The organism is Streptomyces sp. NPDC037288 (assembly GCF_055603265.1).
Map to the genome: position 1 here is coordinate 170,923 of NZ_JBVJVY010000006.1, position 24,356 is coordinate 195,278.

Here is a 24,356-nt window from a genome sequence, read left to right on the forward strand (position 1 = left end):
ATCAGAGAGTTCCGTCGCTTCCGCTCTTTTCCACCTGCATCCGGGCGGCATAAGCGGCGGCCTGCGAGCGGCGCTGCCTACCGAGTTTGGAAAGCAGACCCGAAACGCAATTCTTGATCGTCTTCTCGGTGAGATGCAAACGCCCGCCGGTCTGGCGTTGGTGAGTCCTTCGCCGATCAGTACGAGGATTCTCCGCTCCCGCTCGGTCAGCTGCGCGAGTCTGTCGTCCTTGCGCGCCGCGCCGCCGCTGCCGTCCGGGAGCCGCACGTCCAGCACCGCTACGTCGGGCCGGGTGGCCGGAATGCGCACCAGCGCGTCGGCCGCCGTGCCGGCCTCGCCGGCCACCTCGATGTCCGGTTCGACGGAGGGCGTTCGTGCACGCCGCGGCGGACCACCTCGTCGCCATCGAGGAGAAAAACTCTGATTTTTCCCTCTTCGCGCACGGAATCAGTCTCACACGCAAACTCTTCCCGTGAGCTGGGTCTGCGGGATAACGTGCCCGTGCTCCGGCCTTTCGCAAGGCTGTGACCAGCGCGCTTCCAGGCTTCTCCGATTTACTTGGAAATCCAAGCAAAATCGCAGGTCAGGTGGGGTTTCACAGAAATGTGGAGCACTGGGTAACGTGTTGGTTGCAGGGCGCTCGCCGGGGCACCTGTCACGCCTGTTCCCGGCCGAGTGGCACCCACCCCGTGCCCGGTGGTCGAAACAGGTGAGCCGCACTGGCCTACCGGCAACCCCGGGGGCCGGAACGACGGAGGAGCACACGTGACCGTGGACAGCAGTGCCGCGCGCAAGCCGCGACGCAGCGCCGCAGGCAAGGCCGGCACCACCGGCACCGAGACCGGCACCCGCAGCACCGCCGGGCGCGCCACGCGCGCGAAGAAGAACACCGAGCCGGAGCTCGTACAGCTGCTGACGCCCGAGGGCAAGCGGGTCAAGAACGCCGAGTACGACGCCTACGTCGCCGGCATCACACCCGAAGAGCTGCGCGGCCTGTACCGCGACATGGTGCTCACCCGCCGCTTCGACGCCGAGGCCACCGCCCTGCAGCGCCAGGGCGAGCTGGGCCTGTGGGCCTCCCTGCTGGGCCAGGAGGCCGCCCAGATCGGCTCCGGCCGGGCGCTGCGCGACGACGACTACGTCTTCCCGACCTACCGCGAGCACGGTGTCGCCTGGTGCCGCGATGTCGACCCGACCAACCTGCTCGGCATGTTCCGCGGCGTGAACAACGGCGGCTGGGACCCCAACAGCAACAACTTCCACCTGTACACGATCGTCATCGGCTCCCAGACGCTGCACGCCACCGGCTACGCGATGGGCATCGCCAAGGACGGCGCGGACAGCGCGGTGATCGCCTACTTCGGCGACGGCGCGAGCAGCCAGGGCGACGTCGCTGAATCGTTCACCTTCTCCGCGGTCTACAACGCGCCCGTGGTGTTCTTCTGCCAGAACAACCAGTGGGCGATCTCCGAGCCGACCGAGAAGCAGACCCGTGTGCCGCTCTACCAGCGGGCGCAGGGCTTCGGCTTTCCCGGCGTGCGCGTGGACGGCAACGACGTGCTGGCCTGTCTGGCGGTCACCAAGTGGGCGCTGGAGCGCGCCCGCGACGGCGAGGGCCCCACCCTCGTCGAGGCGTACACCTACCGCATGGGCGCCCACACCACCTCCGACGACCCCACCCGCTACCGCGGCGACGAGGAGCGCCTCGCCTGGGAGGCGAAGGACCCGATCCTGCGCCTTCGCCGGTACCTGGAGGCCTCAAACCACGCGGACGACGGATTCTTCGCGGAACTCGAGACCGAATCCGAGACGTTGGGCAAACGAGTGCGCGAAGCGGTCCGCGCCATGCCCGACCCGGACCACTTCGCCATCTTCGAGAACGTGTACGCGGACGGGCACGCGCTCGTCGACGAGGAACGAGCCCAGTTCGCCGCCTACCAGGCGTCGTTCGCGGACGCAGAAGGGGGTCACTGACATGGCCGAGAAGATGGCGATGGCCAAGGCCATCAACGAGTCGCTGCGCCGCGCCCTGGACACCGACCCCAAGGTCCTGGTCATGGGCGAGGACGTCGGCAAGCTCGGCGGCGTGTTCCGGGTGACGGACGGCCTGCAGAAGGACTTCGGCGAGAGCCGCGTCATCGACACCCCCCTCGCGGAGTCCGGCATCGTCGGCACCGCGATCGGCCTCGCCCTGCGCGGCTACCGCCCGGTGGTGGAGATCCAGTTCGACGGCTTCGTCTTCCCGGCCTACGACCAGATCGTCACCCAGCTCGCGAAGATGCACGCGCGTTCGCTGGGCAAGGTCAAGATGCCGGTCGTCGTCCGCATCCCCTACGGCGGCGGCATCGGCGCGGTCGAGCACCACTCGGAGTCCCCCGAGGCCCTGTTCGCCCACGTGGCCGGCCTGAAGATCGTGTCTCCGTCGAACGCGTCGGACGCGTACTGGATGATGCAGCAGGCCATCCAGAGCGACGACCCGGTGATCTACTTCGAGCCCAAGCGCCGCTACTGGGACAAGGCAGAAGTGGACGTCGAGGCGATCCCCGCGCCCCTGCACAAGGCGCAGGTCGTCCGCGAGGGCACCGATCTGACCCTGGCCGCCTACGGTCCGATGGTGAAGCTCTGCCAGGAGGTCGCCGCCGCGGCGGCCGAGGAGGGCAAGTCCCTGGAGGTCCTGGACCTGCGCTCGGTCTCCCCCCTCGACTTCGACGCCATCCAGGCCTCGGTGGAGAAGACCCGCCGCCTGGTCGTGGTCCACGAGGCGCCGGTGTTCTTCGGCTCCGGCGCGGAGATCGCCGCCCGGATCACCGAGCGCTGCTTCTACCACCTCGAAGCCCCCGTGCTCCGGGTCGGCGGCTACCACGCCCCGTACCCGCCGGCGCGCCTGGAGGAGGAGTACCTGCCGGACCTGGACCGCGTGCTCGACGCCGTCGACCGCTCGCTGGCGTACTGAGGAGAGGGTCGTGACGACGATGACGGAAGCGTCCGTACGCGAGTTCAAGATGCCGGACGTCGGCGAGGGACTCACCGAGGCCGAGATCCTCAAGTGGTACGTCCAGCCGGGTGACACGGTCACCGACGGCCAGGTGGTGTGCGAGGTCGAGACCGCCAAGGCGGCCGTCGAACTCCCCATCCCCTACGACGGCGTGGTCCGCGCCCTGCACTTCCCCGAGGGCACCACGGTGGACGTGGGCACGGCCATCATCGCGGTGGACGTGGCGGGCGGGGCGGCGGCACCGGAGGCGGAACAGCCCAAGGCCGAGCCCGCTCAGCCGACCGAGGAGGAGCCGAAGCCGCAGGGCCGCCAGCCGGTCCTCGTCGGCTACGGCGTGGCGACCTCCTCCACCAAGCGCCGCCCCCGCAAGGGCCCGGAGGTCACCGTCCCGGCCCCGGCCCAGGCCGTCCAGTCCGAGCTGAACGGCCACGCGCCGGTCACCGAGAAGCCCCGCCCGCTGGCCAAGCCGCCGGTGCGCAAGCTGGCCAAGGACCTCGGCGTCGACCTGCAGACGGTCACGCCGTCCGGCCCTGACGGCGTCATCACGCGTGAGGACGTCCACGCGGCGGCCACACCGAAGCCCGCCGAGCCTGCGGCCCCGGTCGCCGCAGCCCCGGTGACGCCGGCGCCGGTCGCCTCGTACGACGGCACGCGCGAGACCCGCATCCCGGTGAAGGGCGTCCGCAAGGCCACGGCGACGGCGATGGTCGGTTCGGCGTTCACGGCGCCGCACGTCACGGAGTTCGTGACGGTCGACGTGACCCGCACGCTGAAGCTGGTCGAGGAGCTCAAGCAGGACAAGGAGATGCAGGGCCTGCGGGTCAATCCGCTCCTGCTCATCGCCAAGGCCCTGCTGGTGGCCATCAAGCGCAACCCCGAGATCAACGCGTCCTGGGACGAGGCGAACCAGGAGATCGTGCAGAAGCACTACGTCAACCTGGGCATCGCGGCGGCCACCCCGCGCGGCCTGATCGTGCCGAACATCAAGGACGCGCACGACAAGACGCTCCCGCAACTGGCCGCCGCACTCGGAGAGCTGGTCTCGACGGCGCGGGAGGGCAAGACCTCCCCCGGTGCCATGCAGGGCGGCACGGTGACGATCACCAACGTCGGCGTCTTCGGTGTCGACACCGGCACGCCGATCCTCAACCCCGGCGAGTCGGCGATCCTCGCGGTCGGCGCGATCAAGCTCCAGCCGTGGGTCCACAAGGGCAAGGTGAAGCCGCGACAGGTCACCACCCTGGCGTTGAGCTTCGACCACCGCCTGGTCGACGGCGAGCTGGGCTCCAAGCTGCTGGCGGATGTGGCGGCGATTCTGGAGCAGCCGAAGAGGCTGATCACCTGGGCGTGACGATCCGGCGCCGGTAGCGTGGGCAAGCATGACGGGGCGGCCGCACATTGGTCTTGCGGCCGCCCCTCCTCTTTTGCGGTTCGGCGGTCAGGCCCCGTAGCCGTCCAGCCGTCCAGCTCGCGGCAGTAGGCCCTGTCTCAGGCAGACGGACCGTATGCGGCAGGTGGCGTCGCGAGCGCCTCGGCGACCCTCACCAGCCAGCCGCTCGGCGAGTACGGCGCAGGTGGGTCGACTTCCATGCCGAGTTCGGCGACGGCGAGTGCGTAGTCACTCTCGTTCAGGTCCAGGGCGAGCAGCTCATGGAGTTCGCCGATGAGCCGGGCTACGAGCTGGGAGTCGGCCGAGGCCCGGTAGTCATCGACCGCCGCACCGTGATCGTCGAACTCGTCCGGCATGTCCTGCGAGAACCAGCCGCCGAGGAACTGGCCGAGTTCGGGGAAGCGGGCGTGCCATTCCCAGTGGGTGGCGGGCGGTGCCGGAGGCGGTACTTCTCCGCTCTCGACGCTGTGTTTGACGTGGTCCGCGAGGCAGTAGAGCCACTGCTGGATCTCGTCCTGGGGCAGGCCGACGTCGGGGATGGGGTAGAACTCGCCCAGGCGCAGCCTGAGCCGTCCGGGTGGGCTGTCGGCGTAGTCCCGCAGCTGCCGTTCTGCGATGGCCAGGGCCCAGGGGCGGGTGTGCCAGGTGTGGCGGAGGTAGGCGGTCAGGGCGTGGCTGGGCTTGTCGGGAGTGTCGTCGGCCGGCTGCCCGAGGTAGGCGCGCATGACCTGGTCGAGTTCGCCGTAGCGGCGGTCGTGTTCGAGGGGGCTCAGGGGCACGGTTGTCTGCCTCTACGGGTCTACAGGTAGATCGGGAACGTGGCGTGGACGGCGAAGCCGTGCGGGCGTGAGGTGTCCCGCTTGATGATCACCCTGGCGGCGCGCACGTCGACCGGCTCCCGGCCCGCGAGCATCATCGCCTGCAACAGGACCCGCCCGACCGGCTCGGAGCGGGACGGCCAGGAGGCCTCGATGGTCAGACGGGGGCGCGTGGACCGGGCGAGCCAGCGGTGGATGAGCTGCTCGTTGGCGGTGACGACCTGCTGGGTGGCCCATTGGGCGGTTTCGCGGTCGGGATAGGTAGCGCTGCGGGTGGGCACCAGGGCGGGCGTCTCGGAGGGGACGACGGTACCTTCGTTCATGTCACCGGTGTTGTTCATGGAGTCCGTCCGGATGGCTCAGGGGAATTTCGATTGCTCTGACGACCGCTTTCACGTGGCATCGAAAGACCAGAAAATGCCTACTTCAGCGTCGGACACCGCCATGAGGCCGACGTCGCGATCGTGCTCGCTGAACGGGTCGCATCCCGTGATGGGAAGGTAGAAGTCCGGTGCGGCACCGGACCGGTAGCCGGTGTTGGTGTAGAACGCGGTCGACCGCTCGGGGAAGCGGGTCAGAAGGACGGCCGCCTTTTCCTCCAGGCCGGGGCGTTGCGTGTCGAAGCCGGGCTCAGACGTGACGTCCAACCAGTTCGTCGAGAGTGCGACCAGCAAGCGGTGCGCGGAGGAACGAGGAATGCGCCGAAGCCTGGACGGCCAGTCGAGTCCTGGAGGCACGAAGGGCGCCAGCCAGTCCGGCCGCCACTCCTCGTCGCTCTCCGAGTAGAACTCCAGCGATCGCCACGAACGGGGATCCGCAACCTCTTTGTTGAGCAACGCGAGGGCATCCAGGGACCAGTCCTCGTGCCTGCGTGGTCCCACCACGACGATCGAGTACCGCCGCTCGTACATGGTCAGGGCATCTGCCCAGGCCGAGGCATCAGGCGATGTCATTGGCACGTCCAGACGAATGATCGATGGGCAACGGGGGGCTCACGAGGCGCTCTCCAGCTTAGGCTTCCGTCACTTCGGCATGGAGGTGACAACGACGAAGGGGGGATTCAGACCGTCGACGTATTTGAGTCGGACCTGCACGCCATAAGCATCCGTGACCGGGGTCGGCTGTCCGTTGTGCACTACGGACGTACGTCCGGTCACCGGCATGACGGCCGGCGGCCTGTGCGGGGCCGGACCCACCGAGGGGACCGAGAAGATCTCGCTGGGCGGCTGCGGTGGTCTGCCGGTGGCCAGCCAGGCGTCGATGTCCGCGCTTTTCTCCCGGATGCAGTACTGGGTGTACTTCTGGGCGGATGGCAGGTCCGTGAAACTGGAGGCCGCCGGGATGGTGGGCGTGCCACTGCTGTTTGCCTGGTCCCTCAGACGTTGGAGCAGCTGGGCATCCGTCTTGCCGACATGTTTGTCGATGGTGTGACCGCCGTAGAGGTTTTCCTCCATGGCGAGGTCGAGGGTGTATTTGTAGGGGAACGGGTTTTCCCCGTTGATGAGCTTGTGCTCCTGTTTGAATTCGTTCAGCGAGCGGCCGCCGAACGCCTCGGCCCTGGCTTCCTCCGCGATGAAGGTCGGCGCGCTTCTGAGGGCTTCGTCCAGCTCCCATTCCAGGGCGAGCAGCGTGGTGGCGGCTTCGTGGAACTTCTGCTGGTAGATGTCGACCGCCTTGTCCGCTGCTGCTCGGTCCATGTGCTGTCGGAAGGTCCAGACCAGCTTCCCGAACATGGCAGTCGCGGCGAGTTCGAGCAGCTCCACCGCATCGAGGCCCGTTGTCAGGTCCTCCACCATGCCGTGGGCCGCCTTCTTGGCCAGATTGGTGGTGGTCTCGCGGCAGGTATGTGCGGCCTCGGCCAGTTCGGTACAGCTCTTGTGCAGGGTGTCAGCGGTGTGGTGAAGGACCTCCAGGATCGGCCGGCGCTGCGAAGGTGCCACGTTTCCCGATGTCTTCCAGCTGCGGGCACCCTGATGAGGCTGGGCTATCTGCCCCTGCGCGTTCCGGCTGCGCCCCCAAGCGGTGGTCCCCCAGATCGACTGGCAGAAGGACTTCATCGCGCTCTGCCACTCGTTGTTCCCATGGGGATCCGTGATGTACGCGATGGCGGACGTGAAATTGTCCCCCGCCTTCAGTGTGGTCTTCCCGGCCTCTTCCCATGCGCTGGCCATGCCTTTGAGGTCGTCTTCCTTGGCGCCAGGAGTTATTTCATGAGTCTTGCCCAGGTTCAGACCGTATTCGATGGCAGGCTTGATGACACCCGCGAGGAAGTCCGGGATCTCGCCGAGGGCTCCGGAAATCGCCCATGAGTCGGCGTCCTGGCCGGTCCCGGACCACTTGATGTCGTTGATCTTCCCGTAATCAGGTGCTTTTTCTATGACGGCGGGAGGTGTGTGGCGAGGCGGCGGCCCGTACATGCCGCGCGCGGCCCAGTCCGCGGACTGGTAGTTGTTGGCGGTCACGGTCAGGCCGACCGCGACGCCACCGACGCTCACCACGCTGGCCGACCAGACCGCGATGAACTTCTCGGCGATCTTCATATAGGCCTTGGCGAAGGCATCGGGCCCCGATCCGGTCCCTGCCGACTGGCTGTACTGATTCAGGGCGTTCACCAACGTCGTCGCGCCCTTGTCGTAATCGAACTGCCCGTCGCGCACCACGGCCGACGTGTAGTACAAGTGCTGCGGCATCAGATCGAATCCACCGCCGGAGCCGGGGTCCGCCGTTTTGAGCCGGTCCCGTTCCTGCTGGCGTTCGGCATCGCTCGGACGGCTTGCCATCAGGCCGCCCCCCAGCCGCGCAGCACCGCCTTGTGGGCGGCCGCGTAGTTGGCGTGACCGGTGGTGACGTACCCGTGCAGCCACTTCTGCGCCGCTTGGAGGTCCTGGGCGTAGTGGTCCCATTCGTCGAGCTTCTGCACGAAGATCTCGCGGGCCTCACCCCTCCAGGAGACGACGACCGGTTCGACGCGGTCGTAGAGGTCGCCCAGTTTGCCGTTGAGCTGCTTGAGGATGTCCTCCAGTTCGACGGCCAGTTCGTGGAGCGTGGCGAAAGAGACGGCTATGTGGTCGCCGTCCGCACCGGTCGACATGACTCCCCCTTGATGTCAGTAACTGCGCTGCGAAACAAGCCCGTTGAAGCCGGGCCGGTCAGTAGCCGTCCAGACTGCTGCGCGGCTGTGCCGCTGTGCCGTCGGCTCCGGTGTCCGGCGTGGAGAGCTTGTCGACCTCGCTGTCGACGTCCACGTGGATCCGGCGCATCTGTTCGAGCACGTGCAGGTCGTCGGAGCTGAAGCCGTCACGGCTCAGCCGCACGGCTTCCTCAATCTGCTTCATCACTTCCCGAACGTGTACGGCGTCCTTGGCCGCCGCACGGTGGAACTCCCGGTACGCCGTCGCCGCCGGGCCGCGCCAGCCGGCCTCGATACGGTCGACGAGTTCATCCATGCGCCGGACCTGCTTGTTCAGGTGGTCCTGCATGTCGTCGAGGTCTTGCGCGAGTTTGGTGAGGTCCTGAGAGGACACATGAAGGTCGGCGCCGTTCCCCTGCGCCGAGCCTGCCACCCGACCATCCATGCTGCCTGTTCCCCCCGTTGGGCATCGCTCGAGTCCTGCCGCTGAGACGATCCTACGAATCCGAGGGGTGCGGCGCGAGGACGATACCGTGTAGGCCGTGTCGAGAGCGGTGATCCCATCGCGCGGGCGGCGCTGCTGAACCCGCTCCGTGGACGCCCATGCCGTGTCGCCCCGGCCTCGAGCAGGTTCAGAGTGGTTCGCCGAGCAGTGCCATCCGCTGCTGCCGGTGGGGTGGGCGGTCACCGGCATGGCCGGCGCCTACACCGTCTCCTGCTGCGCCGGACTCGTGGTCACCGCCCGCCTGCTGGCCCGCCGCACCGGCGGCCGGTTCGACGCCTACACCGGGCAGTTCAGCCTCCGCTTCCGCCTCCTCGGTCCGCTGGTGCCGCGCGGCTGCGCCATAGGGGCGGACGGCCCCGTCGGCTTCCAGCTGAAGCGTTCGGGCCCCTCCAAGTGGGTCTCCCAGGACCCGCCGCTGATCGAGTTCTCGGCGTACGACGACACCTTCACCGCCCCGGCCTCCGCACACTGCGGTCCGCTCACCGCAGCCCTCAACCGGCGACTCGGCCTGCCGGCCGACCGAGGAAACCTGCTGTCGTACGACGCCTCGTACACCTTCAAGACCTACGACCAGCTTCCGGTGGGGTACGGCGACAAGGAACGGAAAGGAGGGAACCTTTCGCGCTGACGCCGACTCCTGACCCGGCGACGCGGTCCCGCCGGGGGACCGCACCGGCCCGAGAGGGGTCAGGGATGGAACCGCACAGCGAACGTCCGCTGCCGAACGACGAGCGCGCCGAGCACCGTTGGCCGGCCGTCCGCGGCGCCCGGCTGCATCTCGCCGAGTACGGCGGCACCGGTACCGGTACCGCGCTGCTGATGCTGCACGGCTTCCCGCAGCACTGGTACGCCTGGCACAAGGTCGCCGGACAGCTGCCCGACGGGTACCGGCTGCTCTGCCCGGACCTGCGCGGCTTCGGCTGGTCGCAGAGCACACGGCGCGGTTACGACATGGACGGCCTGGCGGCCGACGCCCTCGCGCTGCTCGACGCGCTCGGGCTGGAGCGGGTCGGGCTGGTCGGGCACGACTGGGGAGCGCACCTCGGGTTCCGGCTGTGCCTGCGCGCGCCGGAGCGGTTCACCGGGTACGTCGCGCTCAACATGTCGCACCCCTGGCCCCGGCACCGCGCCGTCCTGCCCAACCTGTGGCGGCTGTGGTTCACCGCGTTCGTCGAGTACCCGGTGCTGGGGCGGGCGGTGCTGCGGCACTGGCCCGGCTTCACCCGCTTCCTGCTGCGTCACCAGGTGGCCGACCCGGCGGCCGTGTGGACGCAGGAGGAGATCGCCGAGTACGCCGCCGCCACCTCGCACAGCGCCGTCGCGGGTCAGTCGATGTTCTGGCAGTACGTCCTGCGCGAGATACCGGCGTTGCTGCGGGGCACCGCGCGGCGGCAGCGGCTGACCGTGCCGACCCTGCTGCTCGGCGGCGAGCGGGACAACGTCGTCGTACCGTCGATGCTGGCCGGCGCCGAGCCGTACGCCGACGACCTGCGGGTCCGGCTGGTGCCGGGGGCCGGACACTTTCTGCCGCAGGAGCGGCCGGAGGAGGTGGCGGAGGCGATCCGCGAACTGTTCGCCCCTTCACCCGTGAGGCTCAGGAGGTCTGACGAGGAGGCACAGGAGGTCTAACGCAGCGTCGCCCGCTCGGCGACCCGGCCGGTGAACGCCCGCCCGCGCCGTTCGCCGAGCAGGCGGCCGTAGAGCCACTGGGCGGGGCGCAAGGCGGTGGGGCGGGTGGCGCCGAGGACGGCGAAGCGGGTGCCGCCCGCCTCCGGGACGGCCGCCATGCCGCCGACGATCAGAGGCGACTGCATCAGGCACCAGCCGGGAGACAGCCGGACCTCGAAGGACTCCGTCAGACCGGAACGGCCCACCGCCAGTGCACGTTTGCGCTCGGCCTCGCCGGGCGGCACCCGGAACTCACGCAGGAACGGCACCAGATGCGGCAGTTCCGCCTGCAGGTCCGCGACCACCGCCCACACCCTGTCGTAGGGGAGCGCCAGATGCTCCTCGGCGTACAGGCCGGCGTGCAGCCCCGCGGCCAGCACCCGCAGCCGCAGCACCGGATCGGGGGAACTCATCGCGACCACGCCTTCCGGAACGAGGAACGGGCCCGGTTCAGCCGGGACTTGACGGTGCCCTGGGGTACGCCGAGCAGCCCGGCGACGGTGGCCTCGTCCAGGCCCTCCAGCTCGCGCAGCACCAGGACCGCGCGGTGCCGGACGGGCAGCCGGGCCAGTACGTCCCGCACGTCCGCCGGCAGCTCCCCGTCGGCGTCGGCGCGCAGTGTGCCGAGACGGGCCAGGTCGGCGGGGTCGGCCGGTTCCTCGGCGGGGGCGCGGCGGGCGGTCCGCACCGCCTCGCGCACGGTGGCGGTCCGCACCCAGCCGTAGAAGGCCTGGGGGTCGCGGAGGCTGCGCAGACCTTTGAAGACCGCCAGCAGCGACTCCTGTACGGCGTCGGCCACGTCGTGCGGGGCGATCGGGCGGCACAGCCGGGTCACGTACGGTGTCACCAGCGCGAGCAGTTCGTCCATGGCCAGGGCGTCCCCGTCCTGCGCGGCCCGGACCAGTGGCACTGCCGCGTCCCAGGGCGCCGCCCGGCTGTCACCCTGCCCCCGGCCCCCCTGGCTCGCCTGGCTTCCCTGGATGTCCACGTCCGGTTCAGGCCCGCTGCCGCAGCGCGTTCAGCAGGGCCGCGCCCCGTTCGGCGTCGTCCACGCTCACCGCGAAGTCCGTACGGCGGCCCCGGGGGCGTACGACCAGGCAGTCGCCGGCGCGGAGCATCACCGTCGTGCCGAGGCCGCTGAGGCGGTAGCCCCAGCCGCCGACCTGGGACGGCAGCCGGTGTTCGGCCCGGGCGGACTCGATGGCGGCCGGGGACCAGCGGCGGGCGGGCCAGCCGAGCGGGCCGAACGAGACCTCCAGCCCGGCATCCGACACCTTCGCCTGGACCGAGGAGAACGCGGCGCCGGCGAGGGCGGCGACCCAGCAGCACGCGCACACCGGCCACAGCGGGGTGGGGTCGGCCAGGCCGACGGCCAGGGCCACCAGGGTGCCGACGGCGATCAGGCCGGACAGCGCGGCCAGCAGCTGCAGCCAGCGGTTGGCCGCGCGGGAGAACCACACCAGCCGCTCGCCCTCCGGCAGTTCCAGTCCAGGGGTGCCGGGGACCGGCGCGGTGCCCGTCCGGGTGCTCCATCGCCAGGCCAGCACGCCCGCGACCGCCGTCAGCAGCAGGATCAGCACGATGTCCAGGGCCGGTTCGCGGGCCGCATGCCAGTCGGCGCGGTCGAGGTTCGCGCGGATGAGGGACGCCTGCGCGCCGACGAGCGCCGTCGCCGTGGGGGCCAGTGCCATCACCCGCCAGGACCGTGCGGCCGGCCCGGAGCGACGCCGGCGCACGCTCACCGCCAGGGCGGTCAGCAGCCAGAATCCGGCCGGGAACAGGGAGTCCGCCCACAGCGGCATCGAGCCGTCGGGGGTGCTGCCGCCGCTCCAGTGGGTCGCCAGCCGGTCGGGCAGCCGGTCGTGCACGGCCCAGGGCAGGCCCGCGAGCAGCGCCGCGACGGCCGCCGTGCACCCCGCGGGCCCCCAGGCTGTGGCGCGGCTCAGGCCGCCTTCGAGGTCGTCCCCGTCCGTCATGTCGTCGTCCCCCGGATCATCTCGATGAGGTCGGTGCGGCTGTAGCCGAGCCGGGATGCCTCCGCGACCAGCTCCCGCACCCTGATCTGCAGTCCGGAACGCCGGGCGGCCCCCTCGGCCACGGTGATCCCCCGGCCGCGGCGGAACTCCAGCAGGCCCTCGTCCCGCAGTTCGCGCAGGCCGCGCAGGACGGTGTTGACATTGATGTCCAGCGCGGCGGAGAGCTCGCGGGCCGAGGGCAGCCGGTCGCCGGCGCGGCACTCGCCCTCGGCGACGGCCCGCCGGATCGCCGCCGCGACCTGCTCGTGCAGGGGGCGGGTGTCGGTCTTGTCCAGACGCAGCAGCATGGTGGCAATGACACTAGCACCATCGATTTCATCTCGCATGCGGGCAACGCAACGGGCCCGCCGCTTTCGCGACGGGCCCGTCAGTGCCTGGTGGCGGGTCAGCCCAGCCTGGCGAAGCCGTAGTTGAGGAGCTTCGTGGCGTCCGCCGCGCGCTGCGCCTTGGAGCTGGAGGCGAGGACCGTGCCGATGACCGTCTTGCCGTTCCGGGTCGCGGCGAAGACCAGGCAGTACTGGGCCTCCGGGCCGGAGCCGGTCTTCACGCCGATGGCGCCGCTGTAGCTGGAGAGCAGCGTGTTGGTGTTCGTCCACGTCTGCATGGTGCGGGTGCCGCCCGACTTGGTGACGGTCTTCGCCGTGTACGCCTTTGTCTTGACGACCGCGCGGAACGTCGCGTTCGTCATCGCGCTGCTGGCGATGAGCGTCAGGTCGCGTGGCGACGAGTAGTTGTTGCCGTTGCCGATGCCGTCGAAGGAGTCGAAGTGCGTGTGCTTCAGGTTCAGGCTCTTGGCGGCGGTGTTCATCTTGCCGATGAAGTTGCTCACGCGCGCGGCACGGGTGGAGCCGGAGCCGTAGGTGTCGGCGAGCGCGTAGGCGGCGTCGCAGCCGGACGGCAGCATCAGGCCGTACAGCAGCTGGCGGACGGTGACCTTGTCGCCGACGATCAGGTGGGCCTGGGAGGCGTTGTTCTTGACGACGTAGTCGCTGTACGCCTTCTGGATCACCACCTTTTTGTCGAGGTTCAGGTTCGACTGCGCGAGCACGACCTTGGCGGTCATGATCTTGGTGGTGGAGCCCGTGGAGAGCGGCGTGTCCATGTTCTTGTTGAACAGCGTCGAGTGGTTCGCGTTGTTCATCACGTAGCCGCCCTTGGCCACGATCGAGGGCGTCGTGACGGCCTGAGCGGGCGCCGCGGTGAGGGCACCGGTCGCCAGCAGTGCGCCGGAGGTGACGGCGACGGCGGCGGCTCTGCGGAGACGTGTGCTGCGTGTGCCCTTAATGCCGGTAATCAAAGTGAAATACCCCGATTGTCGTGAATGCCCCTGGAGTGCGGCCGAGTTGGGGTGGCGGGAGCAGGAGACCGCACATGTGAGACACGTAAGTAGCACAGAAAGTTGTGCCGTTGCTGAGGGCGATTTTCGCTGACGCCCGGATGCTGGACGCCGCTGCCCATGCGTACGTGTTGTATCTATCCTGTCGGCATGAAGGCGACCGTACAGCAGCCCGCACGCCGGCACGACAAGCCGCCGCCCGCCGCCGACCGGGTGTACGCCCACGTCAAACAGGGCGTCCTCGACCGTCGCTACGAGGGCGGGACCCTGCTCACCGAGGGCGAGCTGGCCGAGGCCGTCGGGGTCTCGCGCACCCCCGTGCGGGAGGCGCTGCTGCGGCTGGAGGTCGAGGGCCTGATCCGGCTCTACCCGAAGAAGGGCGCCCTGGTCCTGCCCGTCTCCGCGCAGGAGATCGCCGACGTGGTGGAGACCCGGCTGCTGGTCGAGGAGCACGCCGCGTGCAAGGCCGTACCCGCCCCGCCCGGTCTGCTGGAGCGGCTGGCCGAGCTGCTGGAGCTGCAGAAGGCACAGGCCGCCGCCGGTGACCTGGCCGCGGCCGCGGTGACCGACCGTTCCTTCCACGCCGAGATCGTGCGCAGCGGCGGCAACGAGATCCTGTCCCGGCTCTACGACCAGCTGCGCGACCGGCAGCTGCGGATGGGTGTCGCCGTCATGCACTCCCACCCCGACCGGATCGCCAAGACGCTCGCCGAGCACGAGGAGATCCTGGACGCGCTGCGCGCCGGCGACGCGGAGGCGGCCGTCGACGTCGTGCACCGGCATGTGAGCTGGTTCTCGCACCTCGCCCGGGGTGAGGTGCGATGAGCAGTCCGTCCAGGAACGCCACTCTTCCGGGTGATCCGCCGGGCGGCCGGCGCGCCGTCACCGTGTGGTGCACAGGCGTGGCTGTGTACTTCGTCGCCGTCATCTTCCGTACGTCGCTGGGTGTGGCCGGCCTCGACGCGGCCGACCGCTTCCACGTGGGCGCCTCCGCCCTGTCGACGTTCTCCATCCTCCAGCTGCTGGTCTACGCCGGTATGCAGATACCCGTCGGCCTGCTGGTCGACCGGCTCGGCACCAAGAAGGTGCTGAGCATCGGGGCGATCCTCTTCACCGCCGGGCAGCTGGGCTTCGCCTTCTCGCCGTCGTACGGCACCGCCCTGGCCTCCCGCGCCCTGCTGGGCTGCGGTGACGCGATGACCTTCATCAGTGTGCTGCGGCTGGGCAGCCGCTGGTTCCCGGCCCGGCGCGGGCCGCTGGTCGCGCAGCTCGCCGGGCTGGTCGGCATGGCGGGCAACCTGGTCTCCACCCTGGTCCTCGCCCAGCTGCTGCACGGCATCGGCTGGACCCCGGCGTTCGCCGGCAGCGCGTTCGCCGGTGTCGTCGTCCTCGTCCTGACCCTCCTGTTCCTGAAGGACCACCCCGACGGGCACGAGCCCGAGCCGTCGCCGCATCAGGGCGCGGCCTACGTCCGCCGGCAGATAGCGGCGGCCTGGCGGGAGCCCGGCACGCGCCTGGGGCTGTGGGTGCACTTCACCACCCAGTTCCCGGCGATGGTGTTCCTGCTGCTGTGGGGCCTGCCGTTCCTGGTCCAGGCACAGGGGCTCAGCCGCGCCACGGCCGGTGAGCTGCTCACCCTGGTCGTGGTGTCCAACATGATGATCGGGCTCGTCTACGGCCAGATCGTCGCCCGGCACCACGCGGCGCGGCTGCCACTGGCGCTGGGCACGGTCGGGACGACCGCGCTGCTGTGGGCGACGACGCTGCTGTATCCCGGCGAGCGCGCGCCCATGTGGCTGCTGGTGGTGCTGTGCGCGGTGCTGGGGGCCTGCGGGCCGGCCTCGATGATCGGGTTCGACTTCGCGCGGCCGGCCAACCCGCCCGAGCGACAGGGCACGGCGTCCGGCATCACCAACATGGGGGGATTCGTCGCCTCGATGGCGACGCTGTTCGCGGTCGGGGTCCTGCTGGACGCCACCGGTGACGACTACGCCGTGGCGTTCAGTGCCGTGTTCGTGCTGCAGGCGCTCGGGGTGTCCCAGATCCTGCGGCTGCGGGGGCGGGCGGCCCGGCGGGAGCGGGAGCGGTTGGTCGCCAGCCGAGTGGAGACGGTTCACGTTCCCGCATAGGTACCCCCTGCTGGTGCCGGGCGGGGTCGCCGACTACGGCGTCACCGCGAAGTTGCGCAGGATTGCCGCTGCCACGTCCTGGTCGCCCTCTGTCTTCACCCGGTCCGCCGCCGCCTCCGGGGTGACGCGACCGCACGCGAGGCGGACGTAGGTCTCCCAGTCGAGGGTGAGGGTGGCGGCGGGGCCGAGGGCCGGAGTGGTTTCCAGGGTGCCGCGGCCCTGGATGTCGACGCGTATCGTGCGCAGGAACTCCACCGGGCCGTGCACGTCGAACACGATCGCCGAGCTGCGCGGCGCCCCCGCGTCCTTCGCGACGACCCTGGGCAGCGCCTCCAGCAGGACGTCCCGCACGACGTACGCGCCCGGCGAGTCCAGGTTGCCGGGCCGGCCGAGGGCCGTGCGCAGGTCCTGCTCGTGCACCCACACGTCGAACGCGCGGGTGCGGTAGGCCTGTTCCAGGGTGATCTCCGAGCCCAGTGGGCCGCGTACCGTGGTGCCGGGGTCGCGGGACTCGCCCCGCAGCTGGCGGTTGCGGCGGATGACCGTGTACTCCAGCTCGGCCGTCATCTCCGGCGCCGTGTGGTGGCGGCGGACGTCGACCTGCATCTCCATGTACCGCTGGTGCTCGGTGGTGACGTGGAAGAGGTCGCGGGGGAGCGAGTGGATCGGGCGCGGGTCGCCGAGCAGCTCGCAGTCCAGGCCGATCACATGGGACACGATGTCCCGCACCGACCAGCCCGGGCACGGGGTCCGCCGGTTCCACTCGCCTTCCGCGAGCGGCTGGACCATCTCGGATATCGCGTCGATGGAGTGGGTCCAGGCGTCGGCGTAGGGCTGGAGGGTGGGATGCAGACTCACGGAACGGGACCCCTCGGCGGTCGGTACACGGGCAGGTGGTGGCGGCGTTGCCAGCGGGCGGCGGCTGCACTTCGGCGGGCGTCTGGGAGGCTAAGTTACGCTGCCTGCAGGCACCCCGGCAGTGCTTTCGTGTGACGATCGTAGGCCTGTGTGGACGACTCGAATGCCAGGACGGTGGTAGTGTGCGCGCCTCGCTGATCCAGATCGCCGTGAACGAGGACGAATCGGTCGACTCCCGGCGGCAGCGGGTGGCCGCGCTGGTGCGGGATCAGGCCGGGGCCGACCTCGTGGTCCTGCCGGAGTTGTGGACCACCGGTGCGTTCGCCTACGAGGAGTTCGGCCGTGCGGCCGAGCCGCTCGAAGGGCCGACGTACGAGGTCATGGCCAAGGCGGCGAGCGACGCGGGCGTGTGGCTGCACGCCGGCTCCATCCCCGAGCGTGACCCTGACGGGCCGCTCTACAACACCTCTCTCATCTTCTCCCCCTCCGGTGAGCCGGCCGCCGCCTACCGCAAGATCCATCGCTTCGGTTTCGACAAGGGCGAGGCCGTGCTGATGGGCGCCGGGCGGGACGTGGTGACGGTCCGGCTGCCCGGGACCACGCTCGGCGTGGCCACCTGCTACGACCTCCGTTTCCCCGAACTCTTCCGCTCGCTCGTCGACGCGGGAGCCGAGACCCTGGTGATCCCGGCGGGCTGGCCCGAGCGGCGACGCGCGCACTGGACGCTGCTGGCTCAGGCGCGGGCGGTGGAGAACCAGGCGTTCGTGCTCGCGTGTGGAACGGCCGGAACCCATGCGGGAGTTCCCCAGGCGGGTCACTCGATCGTGGTGGACCCGTGGGGCGAGGTGCTCGCCGAGGCGGGCCCGGACGAGGAGGTCCTCACCGTCGACTTCGACCCGGCGAAGGTGGCGGCCACGCGCGAGCAGTTCCCCGCGCTGAAGGACCGGGTGCTGGGCCTGGCGCCGCCGCGCCGCTGAGGACCGGTCAGCCGGCCGCTCAGCCGGCCACTCCGCTCAGTCGTCCTCCCGCTCGTTCTGCGCCAGGTGGATCACGCACACCGCCACCGCGATGAGCAGCGCCGGGTCGGCGTCCTCGCGCACGATGTCGACGCCGTAGGTGTCGCGCAGGTGCAGCCGGCGGCGGGAGATCACCGCGAGGAGTTCGCCGTCGTACTCGATGGCGAACTCGTGGTCGAGGATCCTGCCGCTGACGTCCAGCTCGGTGCCACCGGCCAGGGAGACCCGGTAGTGGTTGCGCAACAGGGACAGCCGTTTGCGCCTGATGGTGGCCAGGCCCTCGCCGTCCCGCTCGATCACCATGGTGCCGCGCAGGGCGAACATCTTCTGGTGGATGTCGACCAGGACGCGGCCCTGGGCGTCCTTCAGTTCGAAGGTGTCCCGCAACCGCATGGCCTTGCCGTCGACGAGGAACGCCTTCCGGCCGTGCTCGTCCTCGATCCAGTAGTCGTCACCGATGCCGAGGAGCCGGTCGCGTACGAGGAGTCTCATGCCGTGACCGTTCCCCACCGCGAGTTGATCCTCACGGTCCCGCCGGTCCGAAACGCCTGCGGTAACCCGATGGGCTCAGCCCCGTCTCCCGGCGCAGCCGGGCCCGCAGGTTGGCCGCCGTCCCCAGGCCGCTGCGGGCCGCGACGACGTCCAGGCGCTCCTCGCCCCGCTCGATCAGCCGGCAGGCCAGCGCCACCCGCTCCCCGGAGAGCCAGGCCAGCGGGGTCGTGCCCAGCTGGGCGCGGAAGCGGCGGTGCAGCGTGGCGGGACTGACGGCCGCGCGGGCGGCGAGGTCCGCCACCGTCAGCGGCTCGCCCAGCCGTTCCTGCGCCCAGGCCAGCAGCGGGCCGAGCGACGCGTCGGGTACGTCGGGCACCGGACGTTCCACGAACTGCCGCTGACCGCCGTCCCGGTGGGCGGCGAAGACGAGGCGCCGCGAGACATGGTTGGCGATCTCCGCGCCGTGGTCCCGGCGCACGAGGTGCAGGCCCAGGTCGAGCGCCGAGGCGCTGCCGGAGGCGGTCAGGATGTCGCCGTCGTCCACGAAGAGCACGTCCGGCTCCAGGCGCACCTGGGGGAAGCGGCTGCGGAAGGCCTGCGCCCACATCCAGTGGCAGGCCGCCCGGCGCCCGTCCAGCAGCCCCGCCTCCGCGAGGGTGAACGCGCCCGAGCAGAAGCCGACGAGCCGGGCGCCGCGCGCGTGTGCCCGGCGCACCACGTCCAGGACGCGCTCCGCGCGCGGGACCTCGGTGTCGGGCCGGTTCGGCACGATCAGCGTGTCGGCGTTCTCGGCGGCCTCAAGACCGGCGACCCCGGTGAGCGTGAAGAAACCGTCCCGCATCCGGGTCTCGGGCCCGGCGGCGCATATCCGGAAGTCGTACAGGTCACGCCCCAGTTCGGGCCGCCGCAGCCCGAAGACCTCGATGGCGCAGCTCATCTCGAAGGGGTTGGAGTTCTCGTCGACCACCAGCACGATGCGGTGAGAGGATCCTTGCGGCATGTGCGATTTCTAGCACTCGTGCGACGGCCCCGGACACCCGCACGATGGACCTATGGAACCGATCTCCCTGGACCAGGCCCTCGCCTCCTTCACCGAGCGGTGGAGTCCCCGCGTCGTCACCACCGTCAACGACTACGACGTGCGCGTGGCGAAGGTGGAGGGCGAACACCTCTGGCACGTCCACGACCACACCGACGAGTTCTTCCTGGTCCTCGACGGCGAACTGCATATCGGCCTGCGCGAGCCGGCCGGAGAGCGCACGGTCGTCCTGCCCAGGGGCTCGGTCTTCACCGTCCCGCGCGGCACCGAGCACAAGCCGTACGCGCGCGTACCCACCTCGATCCTCGTCCTCGAGCCCAGCGGCACCCTGACGGTCGGCGACCGGCACGAGGAGGTGCCGGACCACGTGGACGCGACCACCGGCCACGCCCTCTGATCAGGCGCCCGCGTCAGACGCCGTAACCGTCGCTGTAGCCGTCGACGCGGTGGTGGTGATGGTGGGGTTCCTCCTCCACGACCGGTGCCGGTGGCATCACGACCCGGCGGCGCCGTGCGATTCCGCTGAAGGTCGCCACGCCGATCAGCCCGACGGCCATCAGGATCAGGCCGACGACCGTGAGGTTGACCCCGTGCATGTGCCAGTCGGTCGCGAACGTGAGGATGGCCCCCACGGCGATGAGGATGATGCATCCTCCGAGCCCCATGAGAAGTCGCCTCCCCTTTCGGTTCCGGAATCTCCGGTGCCGTCCGGGTACCCGGGACCGCCCCGCCTAGCCCTCCAGGAAGGCCGTGAGGGCGTTCGCCAGCAGGAACGGGTCGTCCGCCCCGCACAGTTCGCGCACACTGTGCATCGAGAGGATGGCGACGCCGATGTCCACGGTCCGGATGCCGTGCCGGGCCGCGGTGATCGGGCCGATGGTGGTGCCGCACGGCATGGAGTTGTTGGAGACGAAGCTCTGGAACGGCACGTTCGCCTTCTCGCATGCGGCGGCGAAGACGGCGCGGCCCGAACCGTCCGTGGCGTAGCGGTTGTTGACGTTGACCTTGAGGATCGGGCCGCCGTTGACCCGCGGGTGGTGCGTCGGGTCGTGCCGCTCCGCGTAGTTGGGGTGGACGGCGTGGCCCGTGTCGGAGGACAGGCACACCGTGCCGGCGAAGGCGCGGGCCCGGTCCTCGTACGAGCCGCCGCGCGCGAAGACCGAGCGTTCCAGTACGGATCCGAGCAGCGGGCCGTCCGCGCCGGTGTCCGACTGGGAGCCGTTCTCCTCGTGGTCGAAGGCGGCCAGCACGGGGATGCGGGTGAGCGGGGCGCCGGAGGTCGCGACGGCGGCCAGCGCGGCCGTGCCCGCGTGCACCGACAGCAGGTTGTCCATGCGCGGACCGGCGACCAGCTCCCGGTCCCGGCCGAGGTAGGCCGGGGCCTCCACCGGGTGCGTCATCAGGTCCCAGCCGGTGACCGAGCCGGCCGCGAGCCCCGCCTCCTGCTCCAGGAAGGCGATCAGATCGCCGTCGCGCACATCGTCGCCGAGGCCCCAGACCGGCTGCAGGTGGCGCTGCTTGTCGAGCTTGAGGCCTTCGGTGCTGACCGAACGGTCCAGGTGGATGGCGAGTTGCGGCACCCGCAGCAGCGGACGGTCCACGTTGACCAGGACCGTGGAGCCGTCGCGCAGGCTGAGCCGGCCGGCCAGGCCCAGGTCGCGGTCCAGCCAGGAGTTCATCAGCGGTCCGCCGTAGATCTCGACGGCGACCTGACGCCAGCCGTGCCCCCCGCTGTCCGGGCGCGGCTTGATCCTGAGGTTCGGGGAGTCGGTGTGCGCGCCGACGATGTGGAACGGCGTGTGCGCATCGGCGCCCTCGGGGACGTACCAGGCGATGATCGCGCCACCGCGCAGCACGTACTTGCCGCCGCTGGCCCCGTCCCAGGCCTCCGTCTCCGCGACCTGCCGGAAGCCCGCCTTCTCCAGCCGTTCGGCGGCATTGGCCACCGCGTGGTACGGCGACGGGCCGGCCGCCAGGAAGGACATCAGGTCGTCGGTGTGGCCGCGGTCGAAGCGGGCTGCTGCGCTCATGGGATTCACCTTAACGACGTGCACGGGCCCGCTCCCGGAAAGAGAGCGGGCCCGCACAGTATCTACAGGGACGTAGCCGCAGGGGTCTGCCGCGGTGTATCCATGACCTGTCCGTAGGGACGTCTGCTAGAACGCGGCCTCGTCCAGCTCCATCAGGTCCAGCTCGACGCCCGCGGCGACCTTGCGGGCGAGGGTGACGCCCGGCAGGACGTTCGCCGCGAAGAACTTCGCCGCGGCGATCTTGCCGGTGTAGAACGCCTTGTCCTTCGCCGAGGCCGTGGCCAGCTTCTCGGCGGCGATCGCGGCGCCCTTGAGCAGCAGGTAGCCGACGACGACGTCACCGGAGGCCATGAGCAGGCGGGTGGTGTTCAGGCCCACCTTGTAGATGTTCTTGGTGTCCTGCTCGGTGGCGGCGAGGTCGGTCAGCATCAGGCCGACGATCGCCTCCAGCTCCACGGCCGCCTTGGCCAGGTGCTCACGGGCGCCGGCCAGCTCCTCGCCGCCGGTGCCGAGCGCCAGGAACTTCTTGATGTCCTCGGCGAGGGAGTTCAGCGCGGCGCCCTGGTTGCGGACGATCTTCCGGAAGAAGAAGTCCTGGCCCTGGATCGCGGTGGTGCCCTCGTACAGGGTGTCGATCTTGGAGTCCCGGATGTACTGCTCGATCGGGTACTCCTGCAGGAAGCCGGAGCCGCCGAAGGTCTGCAGCGACTGGGCGAGCTGCTCGTAGCCCTTCTCGGAGCCGTAGCCCTTGACGATGGGCAGCAGCAGGTCGTTCAGCGCCTCCTCGGCGGAGGCGTCCTCGCCGTTCGCCTCCTTGAGCTGGATGGCGTCCTGGATGGAGGCGGTGTAGAGGACGAGGGCGCGCATGCCCTCCGCGTACGCCTTCTGCGTGATCAGCGAGCGGCGCACGTCGGGGTGGCGGGTGATGGTGACCTTGGGCGCGGTCTTGTCCATGAAGTTGGCCAGGTCCGGGCCCTGCACGCGCTCCTTGGCGTACTCCAGCGCGTTCAGGTAGCCGGTGGACAGCGTGGAGATCGCCTTCGTGCCGACCATCATGCGGGCGAACTCGATGATGCGGAACATCTGGCGGATGCCGTCGTGCTTGTCACCGATCAGCCAGCCCTTGGCGGGGTGCTGGTCGCCGAAGGTCATCTCGCAGGTGTTGGAGGCCTTCAGACCCATCTTGTGCTCGACGTTGGTGGCGTAGACGCCGTTGCGCTCGCCCAGCTCGCCGGTCTCGAAGTCGAAGTTGTACTTCGGGACGAGGAAGAGGGAGAGCCCCTTGGTGCCCGGACCGGCACCCTCGGGCCGCGCGAGCACGTAGTGGAGGATGTTCTCGGACATGTCGTGCTCACCGGAGGTGATGAAGCGCTTCACGCCCTCGATGTGCCAGGAGCCGTCCTCCTGCTGTATCGCCTTGGTGCGGCCGGCGCCCACGTCGGAGCCCGCGTCGGGCTCGGTGAGCACCATCGTGGAGCCCCACTGCTTCTCGACCGCGATCTTGGCGATGTGCTTCTGGACCTCGTTGCCCTCCTCGAAGAGGATGCCGGCGAACGCCGGGCCCGAGGAGTACATCCACACGGCCGGGTTGGCGCCCAGGATCAGCTCGGCGTAGGCCCAGATCAGGGAGCGCGGCGAGGTGGTGCCGCCGATCTCCTCCGGCAGGCCGAGGCGCCAGTACTCGGAGTCCATGAAGGCCTGGTAGCTCTTCTTGAAGGAGGCCGGGACCGGCGCGGTGTTGGTCTCCGGGTCGAAGACCGGAGGGTTGCGGTCGGCGTCGGCGAAGGACTCGGCCAGCTCGTTCTCGGAGAGGCGGGTCAGCTCCTCCAGGACGCTCTTGGCGGTATCGACGTCCATCTCCTCGAACGGGCCGGTGCCGTACACCTTGTCGCGCCCCAGTACTTCGAAGAGGTTGAACTCGATGTCGCGGAGATTCGACTTGTAGTGCCCCATGGCGACGGCTCCGTAGAGAGATCGGCGAGGCACTGACTCCTCGCACCTAGTTCACGTACCAACAAGTAGCTCCGATGATGCTACCCGCGGGTAATAAGAAGCAACCCCCGTCGGCGCAAGTGTGAGAAGGGTCTACTCCTCGCCTTCCGGGAGCGGGCCGTGAGTAGCCCCGCCCGCCGGTCCGGGTGCTCGGCGAAAGGCGGGCGACCGCCCGGTATCCATCGCCTCCAGCGCGGCCGTACTCGCAGCGGGCCGGCGGGAGCCGTCCGGGCGTGTCCGGGGCGCCGGTTCCGAGGGGGGCCACACGCGCCCGGTGAGCCGATTTTGTCCGGCGACCGCTCCATGAATTCTCCCCGGCGCCACCGCGCCGCTCCCGCTCGGTACGCTTGCGCGCATGTACGGCTACGACCAGAACGCCGGCGCTCAGCAGCAGCAGTACGCCGCACCCCAGCAGCCGATGGCCGGCGGCTACGGGCAGCAGCCGCCGCTGTATCCCGAGCCGTCCCCGCCCTCCCTCGCGGACGCGGTCCGCGCCTTCACCACCGGGCAGATGTCCGCCGAGGACTTCCAGCAGACCTTCGCCACGTCGAAGGTGTACTGCCCGCGCGGTGACACCCCCGGCTTCCTCGCCCTGCACAACACCCAGCAGCCGGTGATCCCGATGTTCACCTCGCTCAAGGAGCTGCGGCGGTACGCGGGCAAGGAGTCCAAGTACTTCGTGATCACCGGTGCCGAGGTGATCGACCTGCTGCCCACCGGCTACGGCTTCGTCCTGGACATGGAGGGCGAGCACCGGATGGTGTTCGACGCGAAGGCGGTCGAGCAGATGGTCGACTTCGCGATGCGCCGGATGTACGGCTAGGCGTCGTTGCCGCGCAGGCGGCAGCCGAAGCTTCTCGCTGCGAGCCCGGAGGGAATTCCCTCCGGGCTTTCCCTGTTCTAGGTGGCAGGAAGTTCAACG

The 24,356-nt window shown here is 69.9% G+C and carries 27 protein-coding genes and 1 pseudogene; 10 read left to right on the plus strand and 18 right to left on the minus strand.

Features of this window, described 5'->3' with window-relative positions:
- Position 1: 1 nt before the first annotated feature.
- A pseudogene (locus tag ACZ7GZ_RS09695) lies at positions 2 to 443 on the minus strand (response regulator transcription factor).
- Positions 444 to 765: 322 nt separating this feature from the next.
- Here ACZ7GZ_RS09695 and pdhA point away from each other — a divergent pair.
- The 3 genes from pdhA to ACZ7GZ_RS09710 are packed head-to-tail and all read left to right on the plus strand — an operon-like array spanning position 766 to position 4,346.
- Positions 766 to 1,974: a pyruvate dehydrogenase (acetyl-transferring) E1 component subunit alpha gene (pdhA, locus tag ACZ7GZ_RS09700; RefSeq protein ID WP_471022441.1), complete on the plus strand. Its 1,209-nt coding sequence runs from the start codon at positions 766 to 768 to the stop codon at positions 1,972 to 1,974.
- Position 1,975: 1 nt separating this feature from the next.
- Positions 1,976 to 2,953 (plus strand): alpha-ketoacid dehydrogenase subunit beta, encoded by a 978-nt coding sequence (locus tag ACZ7GZ_RS09705; protein ID WP_450795287.1) that lies wholly within the window; start codon positions 1,976 to 1,978, stop codon positions 2,951 to 2,953.
- Positions 2,954 to 2,963: 10 nt separating this feature from the next.
- Entirely contained in the window at positions 2,964 to 4,346 is a 1,383-nt protein-coding gene (locus ACZ7GZ_RS09710) for a dihydrolipoamide acetyltransferase family protein (RefSeq protein WP_471022443.1), read from the plus strand.
- Between the two features lie 137 nt (positions 4,347 to 4,483).
- Here the strand turns inward: ACZ7GZ_RS09710 and ACZ7GZ_RS09715 are convergent, their stop codons facing one another.
- The 6 genes from ACZ7GZ_RS09715 to ACZ7GZ_RS09740 form a co-directional block, all read right to left on the minus strand.
- Positions 4,484 to 5,164, minus strand: coding sequence for a contact-dependent growth inhibition system immunity protein (locus ACZ7GZ_RS09715; protein WP_471022446.1), 681 nt, complete (start codon positions 5,162 to 5,164; stop codon positions 4,484 to 4,486).
- A gap of 20 nt (positions 5,165 to 5,184) precedes the next feature.
- Positions 5,185 to 5,526, minus strand: a complete 342-nt coding sequence (locus ACZ7GZ_RS09720) for an RNase A-like domain-containing protein (RefSeq protein ID WP_471022448.1) — start codon at positions 5,524 to 5,526, stop codon at positions 5,185 to 5,187.
- A gap of 69 nt (positions 5,527 to 5,595) precedes the next feature.
- The gene (locus ACZ7GZ_RS09725) at positions 5,596 to 6,156 is read right to left on the minus strand and encodes a hypothetical protein (RefSeq protein WP_471022449.1); all 561 of its coding nucleotides are present in this window, start codon (positions 6,154 to 6,156) and stop codon (positions 5,596 to 5,598) included.
- Positions 6,157 to 6,225: 69 nt separating this feature from the next.
- On the minus strand, positions 6,226 to 7,983 hold the full coding sequence (locus ACZ7GZ_RS09730) for an RNase A-like domain-containing protein (protein ID WP_471022451.1): 1,758 nt from the start codon (positions 7,981 to 7,983) through the stop codon (positions 6,226 to 6,228).
- Entirely contained in the window at positions 7,983 to 8,294 is a 312-nt protein-coding gene (locus tag ACZ7GZ_RS09735; protein WP_471022453.1) for a WXG100 family type VII secretion target, read from the minus strand. Before ACZ7GZ_RS09735 ends, ACZ7GZ_RS09730 begins: the two co-directional genes overlap by 1 nt.
- 58 nt (positions 8,295 to 8,352) lie before the next feature.
- Complete coding sequence (locus ACZ7GZ_RS09740; protein WP_471022454.1) at positions 8,353 to 8,778, minus strand: WXG100 family type VII secretion target; 426 nt, start codon at positions 8,776 to 8,778, stop codon at positions 8,353 to 8,355.
- Positions 8,779 to 9,004: 226 nt separating this feature from the next.
- Here ACZ7GZ_RS09740 and ACZ7GZ_RS09745 point away from each other — a divergent pair, with 226 nt between their 5' ends.
- Together ACZ7GZ_RS09745 and ACZ7GZ_RS09750 are read left to right on the plus strand one after the other, a co-directional pair.
- Entirely contained in the window at positions 9,005 to 9,466 is a 462-nt protein-coding gene (locus ACZ7GZ_RS09745) for a hypothetical protein (RefSeq protein ID WP_471022456.1), read from the plus strand.
- Between the two features lie 65 nt (positions 9,467 to 9,531).
- Positions 9,532 to 10,467: an alpha/beta fold hydrolase gene (locus tag ACZ7GZ_RS09750; protein WP_471022457.1), complete on the plus strand. Its 936-nt coding sequence runs from the start codon at positions 9,532 to 9,534 to the stop codon at positions 10,465 to 10,467.
- Here the strand turns inward: ACZ7GZ_RS09750 and ACZ7GZ_RS09755 are convergent.
- From ACZ7GZ_RS09755 to ACZ7GZ_RS09775, 5 genes are all read right to left on the minus strand, one after another.
- The gene (locus ACZ7GZ_RS09755) at positions 10,464 to 10,919 is read right to left on the minus strand and encodes a hypothetical protein (protein WP_471022458.1); all 456 of its coding nucleotides are present in this window, start codon (positions 10,917 to 10,919) and stop codon (positions 10,464 to 10,466) included. The two genes, ACZ7GZ_RS09750 and ACZ7GZ_RS09755, sit on opposite strands and share 4 nt — an antisense overlap.
- Positions 10,916 to 11,494: an RNA polymerase sigma factor gene (locus ACZ7GZ_RS09760; protein ID WP_471022460.1), complete on the minus strand. Its 579-nt coding sequence runs from the start codon at positions 11,492 to 11,494 to the stop codon at positions 10,916 to 10,918. Before ACZ7GZ_RS09760 ends, ACZ7GZ_RS09755 begins: the two co-directional genes overlap by 4 nt.
- A gap of 7 nt (positions 11,495 to 11,501) precedes the next feature.
- A complete protein-coding gene (locus tag ACZ7GZ_RS09765) occupies positions 11,502 to 12,482 on the minus strand; it encodes a DUF1648 domain-containing protein (RefSeq protein WP_471022463.1) in 981 nt (326 codons plus the stop codon).
- On the minus strand, positions 12,479 to 12,829 hold the full coding sequence (locus tag ACZ7GZ_RS09770; RefSeq protein ID WP_471022465.1) for a GntR family transcriptional regulator: 351 nt from the start codon (positions 12,827 to 12,829) through the stop codon (positions 12,479 to 12,481). The genes ACZ7GZ_RS09765 and ACZ7GZ_RS09770 overlap by 4 nt, the downstream gene beginning before the upstream one ends.
- A gap of 98 nt (positions 12,830 to 12,927) precedes the next feature.
- Positions 12,928 to 13,839, minus strand: a complete 912-nt coding sequence (locus ACZ7GZ_RS09775; protein WP_471022467.1) for a D-alanyl-D-alanine carboxypeptidase family protein — start codon at positions 13,837 to 13,839, stop codon at positions 12,928 to 12,930.
- A gap of 189 nt (positions 13,840 to 14,028) precedes the next feature.
- Here ACZ7GZ_RS09775 and ACZ7GZ_RS09780 point away from each other — a divergent pair, with 189 nt between their 5' ends.
- Positions 14,029 to 14,703 (plus strand): GntR family transcriptional regulator, encoded by a 675-nt coding sequence (locus tag ACZ7GZ_RS09780; protein WP_471022470.1) that lies wholly within the window; start codon positions 14,029 to 14,031, stop codon positions 14,701 to 14,703.
- Positions 14,700 to 16,007, plus strand: coding sequence for an MFS transporter (locus ACZ7GZ_RS09785; RefSeq protein WP_471022472.1), 1,308 nt, complete (start codon positions 14,700 to 14,702; stop codon positions 16,005 to 16,007). The genes ACZ7GZ_RS09780 and ACZ7GZ_RS09785 overlap by 4 nt, the downstream gene beginning before the upstream one ends.
- 33 nt (positions 16,008 to 16,040) lie before the next feature.
- Here ACZ7GZ_RS09785 and ACZ7GZ_RS09790 read toward each other — a convergent pair whose 3' ends face one another.
- Complete coding sequence (locus ACZ7GZ_RS09790) at positions 16,041 to 16,865, minus strand: maleylpyruvate isomerase family mycothiol-dependent enzyme (RefSeq protein ID WP_471022474.1); 825 nt, start codon at positions 16,863 to 16,865, stop codon at positions 16,041 to 16,043.
- 182 nt (positions 16,866 to 17,047) lie between these two features.
- Between ACZ7GZ_RS09790 and ACZ7GZ_RS09795 the strand changes: the two genes are divergently transcribed.
- Positions 17,048 to 17,842 (plus strand): carbon-nitrogen family hydrolase, encoded by a 795-nt coding sequence (locus ACZ7GZ_RS09795; RefSeq protein WP_471022477.1) that lies wholly within the window; start codon positions 17,048 to 17,050, stop codon positions 17,840 to 17,842.
- 36 nt (positions 17,843 to 17,878) lie between these two features.
- Here ACZ7GZ_RS09795 and ACZ7GZ_RS09800 read toward each other — a convergent pair whose 3' ends face one another.
- Positions 17,879 to 18,373 carry an LURP-one-related/scramblase family protein gene (locus ACZ7GZ_RS09800; protein ID WP_471022479.1) on the minus strand — a complete coding sequence of 165 codons (495 nt, stop codon included), beginning with the start codon at positions 18,371 to 18,373 and terminating at the stop codon, positions 17,879 to 17,881.
- 31 nt (positions 18,374 to 18,404) lie between these two features.
- On the minus strand, positions 18,405 to 19,373 hold the full coding sequence (locus ACZ7GZ_RS09805) for a GlxA family transcriptional regulator (RefSeq protein WP_471022481.1): 969 nt from the start codon (positions 19,371 to 19,373) through the stop codon (positions 18,405 to 18,407).
- A gap of 52 nt (positions 19,374 to 19,425) precedes the next feature.
- Here ACZ7GZ_RS09805 and ACZ7GZ_RS09810 point away from each other — a divergent pair, with 52 nt between their 5' ends.
- Positions 19,426 to 19,809, plus strand: a complete 384-nt coding sequence (locus tag ACZ7GZ_RS09810; protein WP_471022483.1) for a cupin domain-containing protein — start codon at positions 19,426 to 19,428, stop codon at positions 19,807 to 19,809.
- Between the two features lie 13 nt (positions 19,810 to 19,822).
- On the opposite strand, the gene ACZ7GZ_RS09815 is transcribed toward ACZ7GZ_RS09810, so the two are convergent.
- From ACZ7GZ_RS09815 to ACZ7GZ_RS09825, 3 genes are all read right to left on the minus strand, one after another.
- Positions 19,823 to 20,077, minus strand: a complete 255-nt coding sequence (locus tag ACZ7GZ_RS09815) for a DUF6458 family protein (protein ID WP_471022484.1) — start codon at positions 20,075 to 20,077, stop codon at positions 19,823 to 19,825.
- A 66-nt stretch (positions 20,078 to 20,143) separates the two neighbouring features.
- Entirely contained in the window at positions 20,144 to 21,442 is a 1,299-nt protein-coding gene (locus ACZ7GZ_RS09820) for a M18 family aminopeptidase (RefSeq protein WP_471022486.1), read from the minus strand.
- 126 nt (positions 21,443 to 21,568) lie between these two features.
- Positions 21,569 to 23,395 (minus strand): acyl-CoA dehydrogenase, encoded by a 1,827-nt coding sequence (locus tag ACZ7GZ_RS09825; protein ID WP_471022487.1) that lies wholly within the window; start codon positions 23,393 to 23,395, stop codon positions 21,569 to 21,571.
- A 394-nt stretch (positions 23,396 to 23,789) separates the two neighbouring features.
- On the opposite strand from ACZ7GZ_RS09825, the gene ACZ7GZ_RS09830 reads away from it, so the two are divergent.
- Complete coding sequence (locus tag ACZ7GZ_RS09830; protein ID WP_471022488.1) at positions 23,790 to 24,257, plus strand: SseB family protein; 468 nt, start codon at positions 23,790 to 23,792, stop codon at positions 24,255 to 24,257.
- The last annotated feature ends 99 nt before the right edge of the window (positions 24,258 to 24,356 follow it).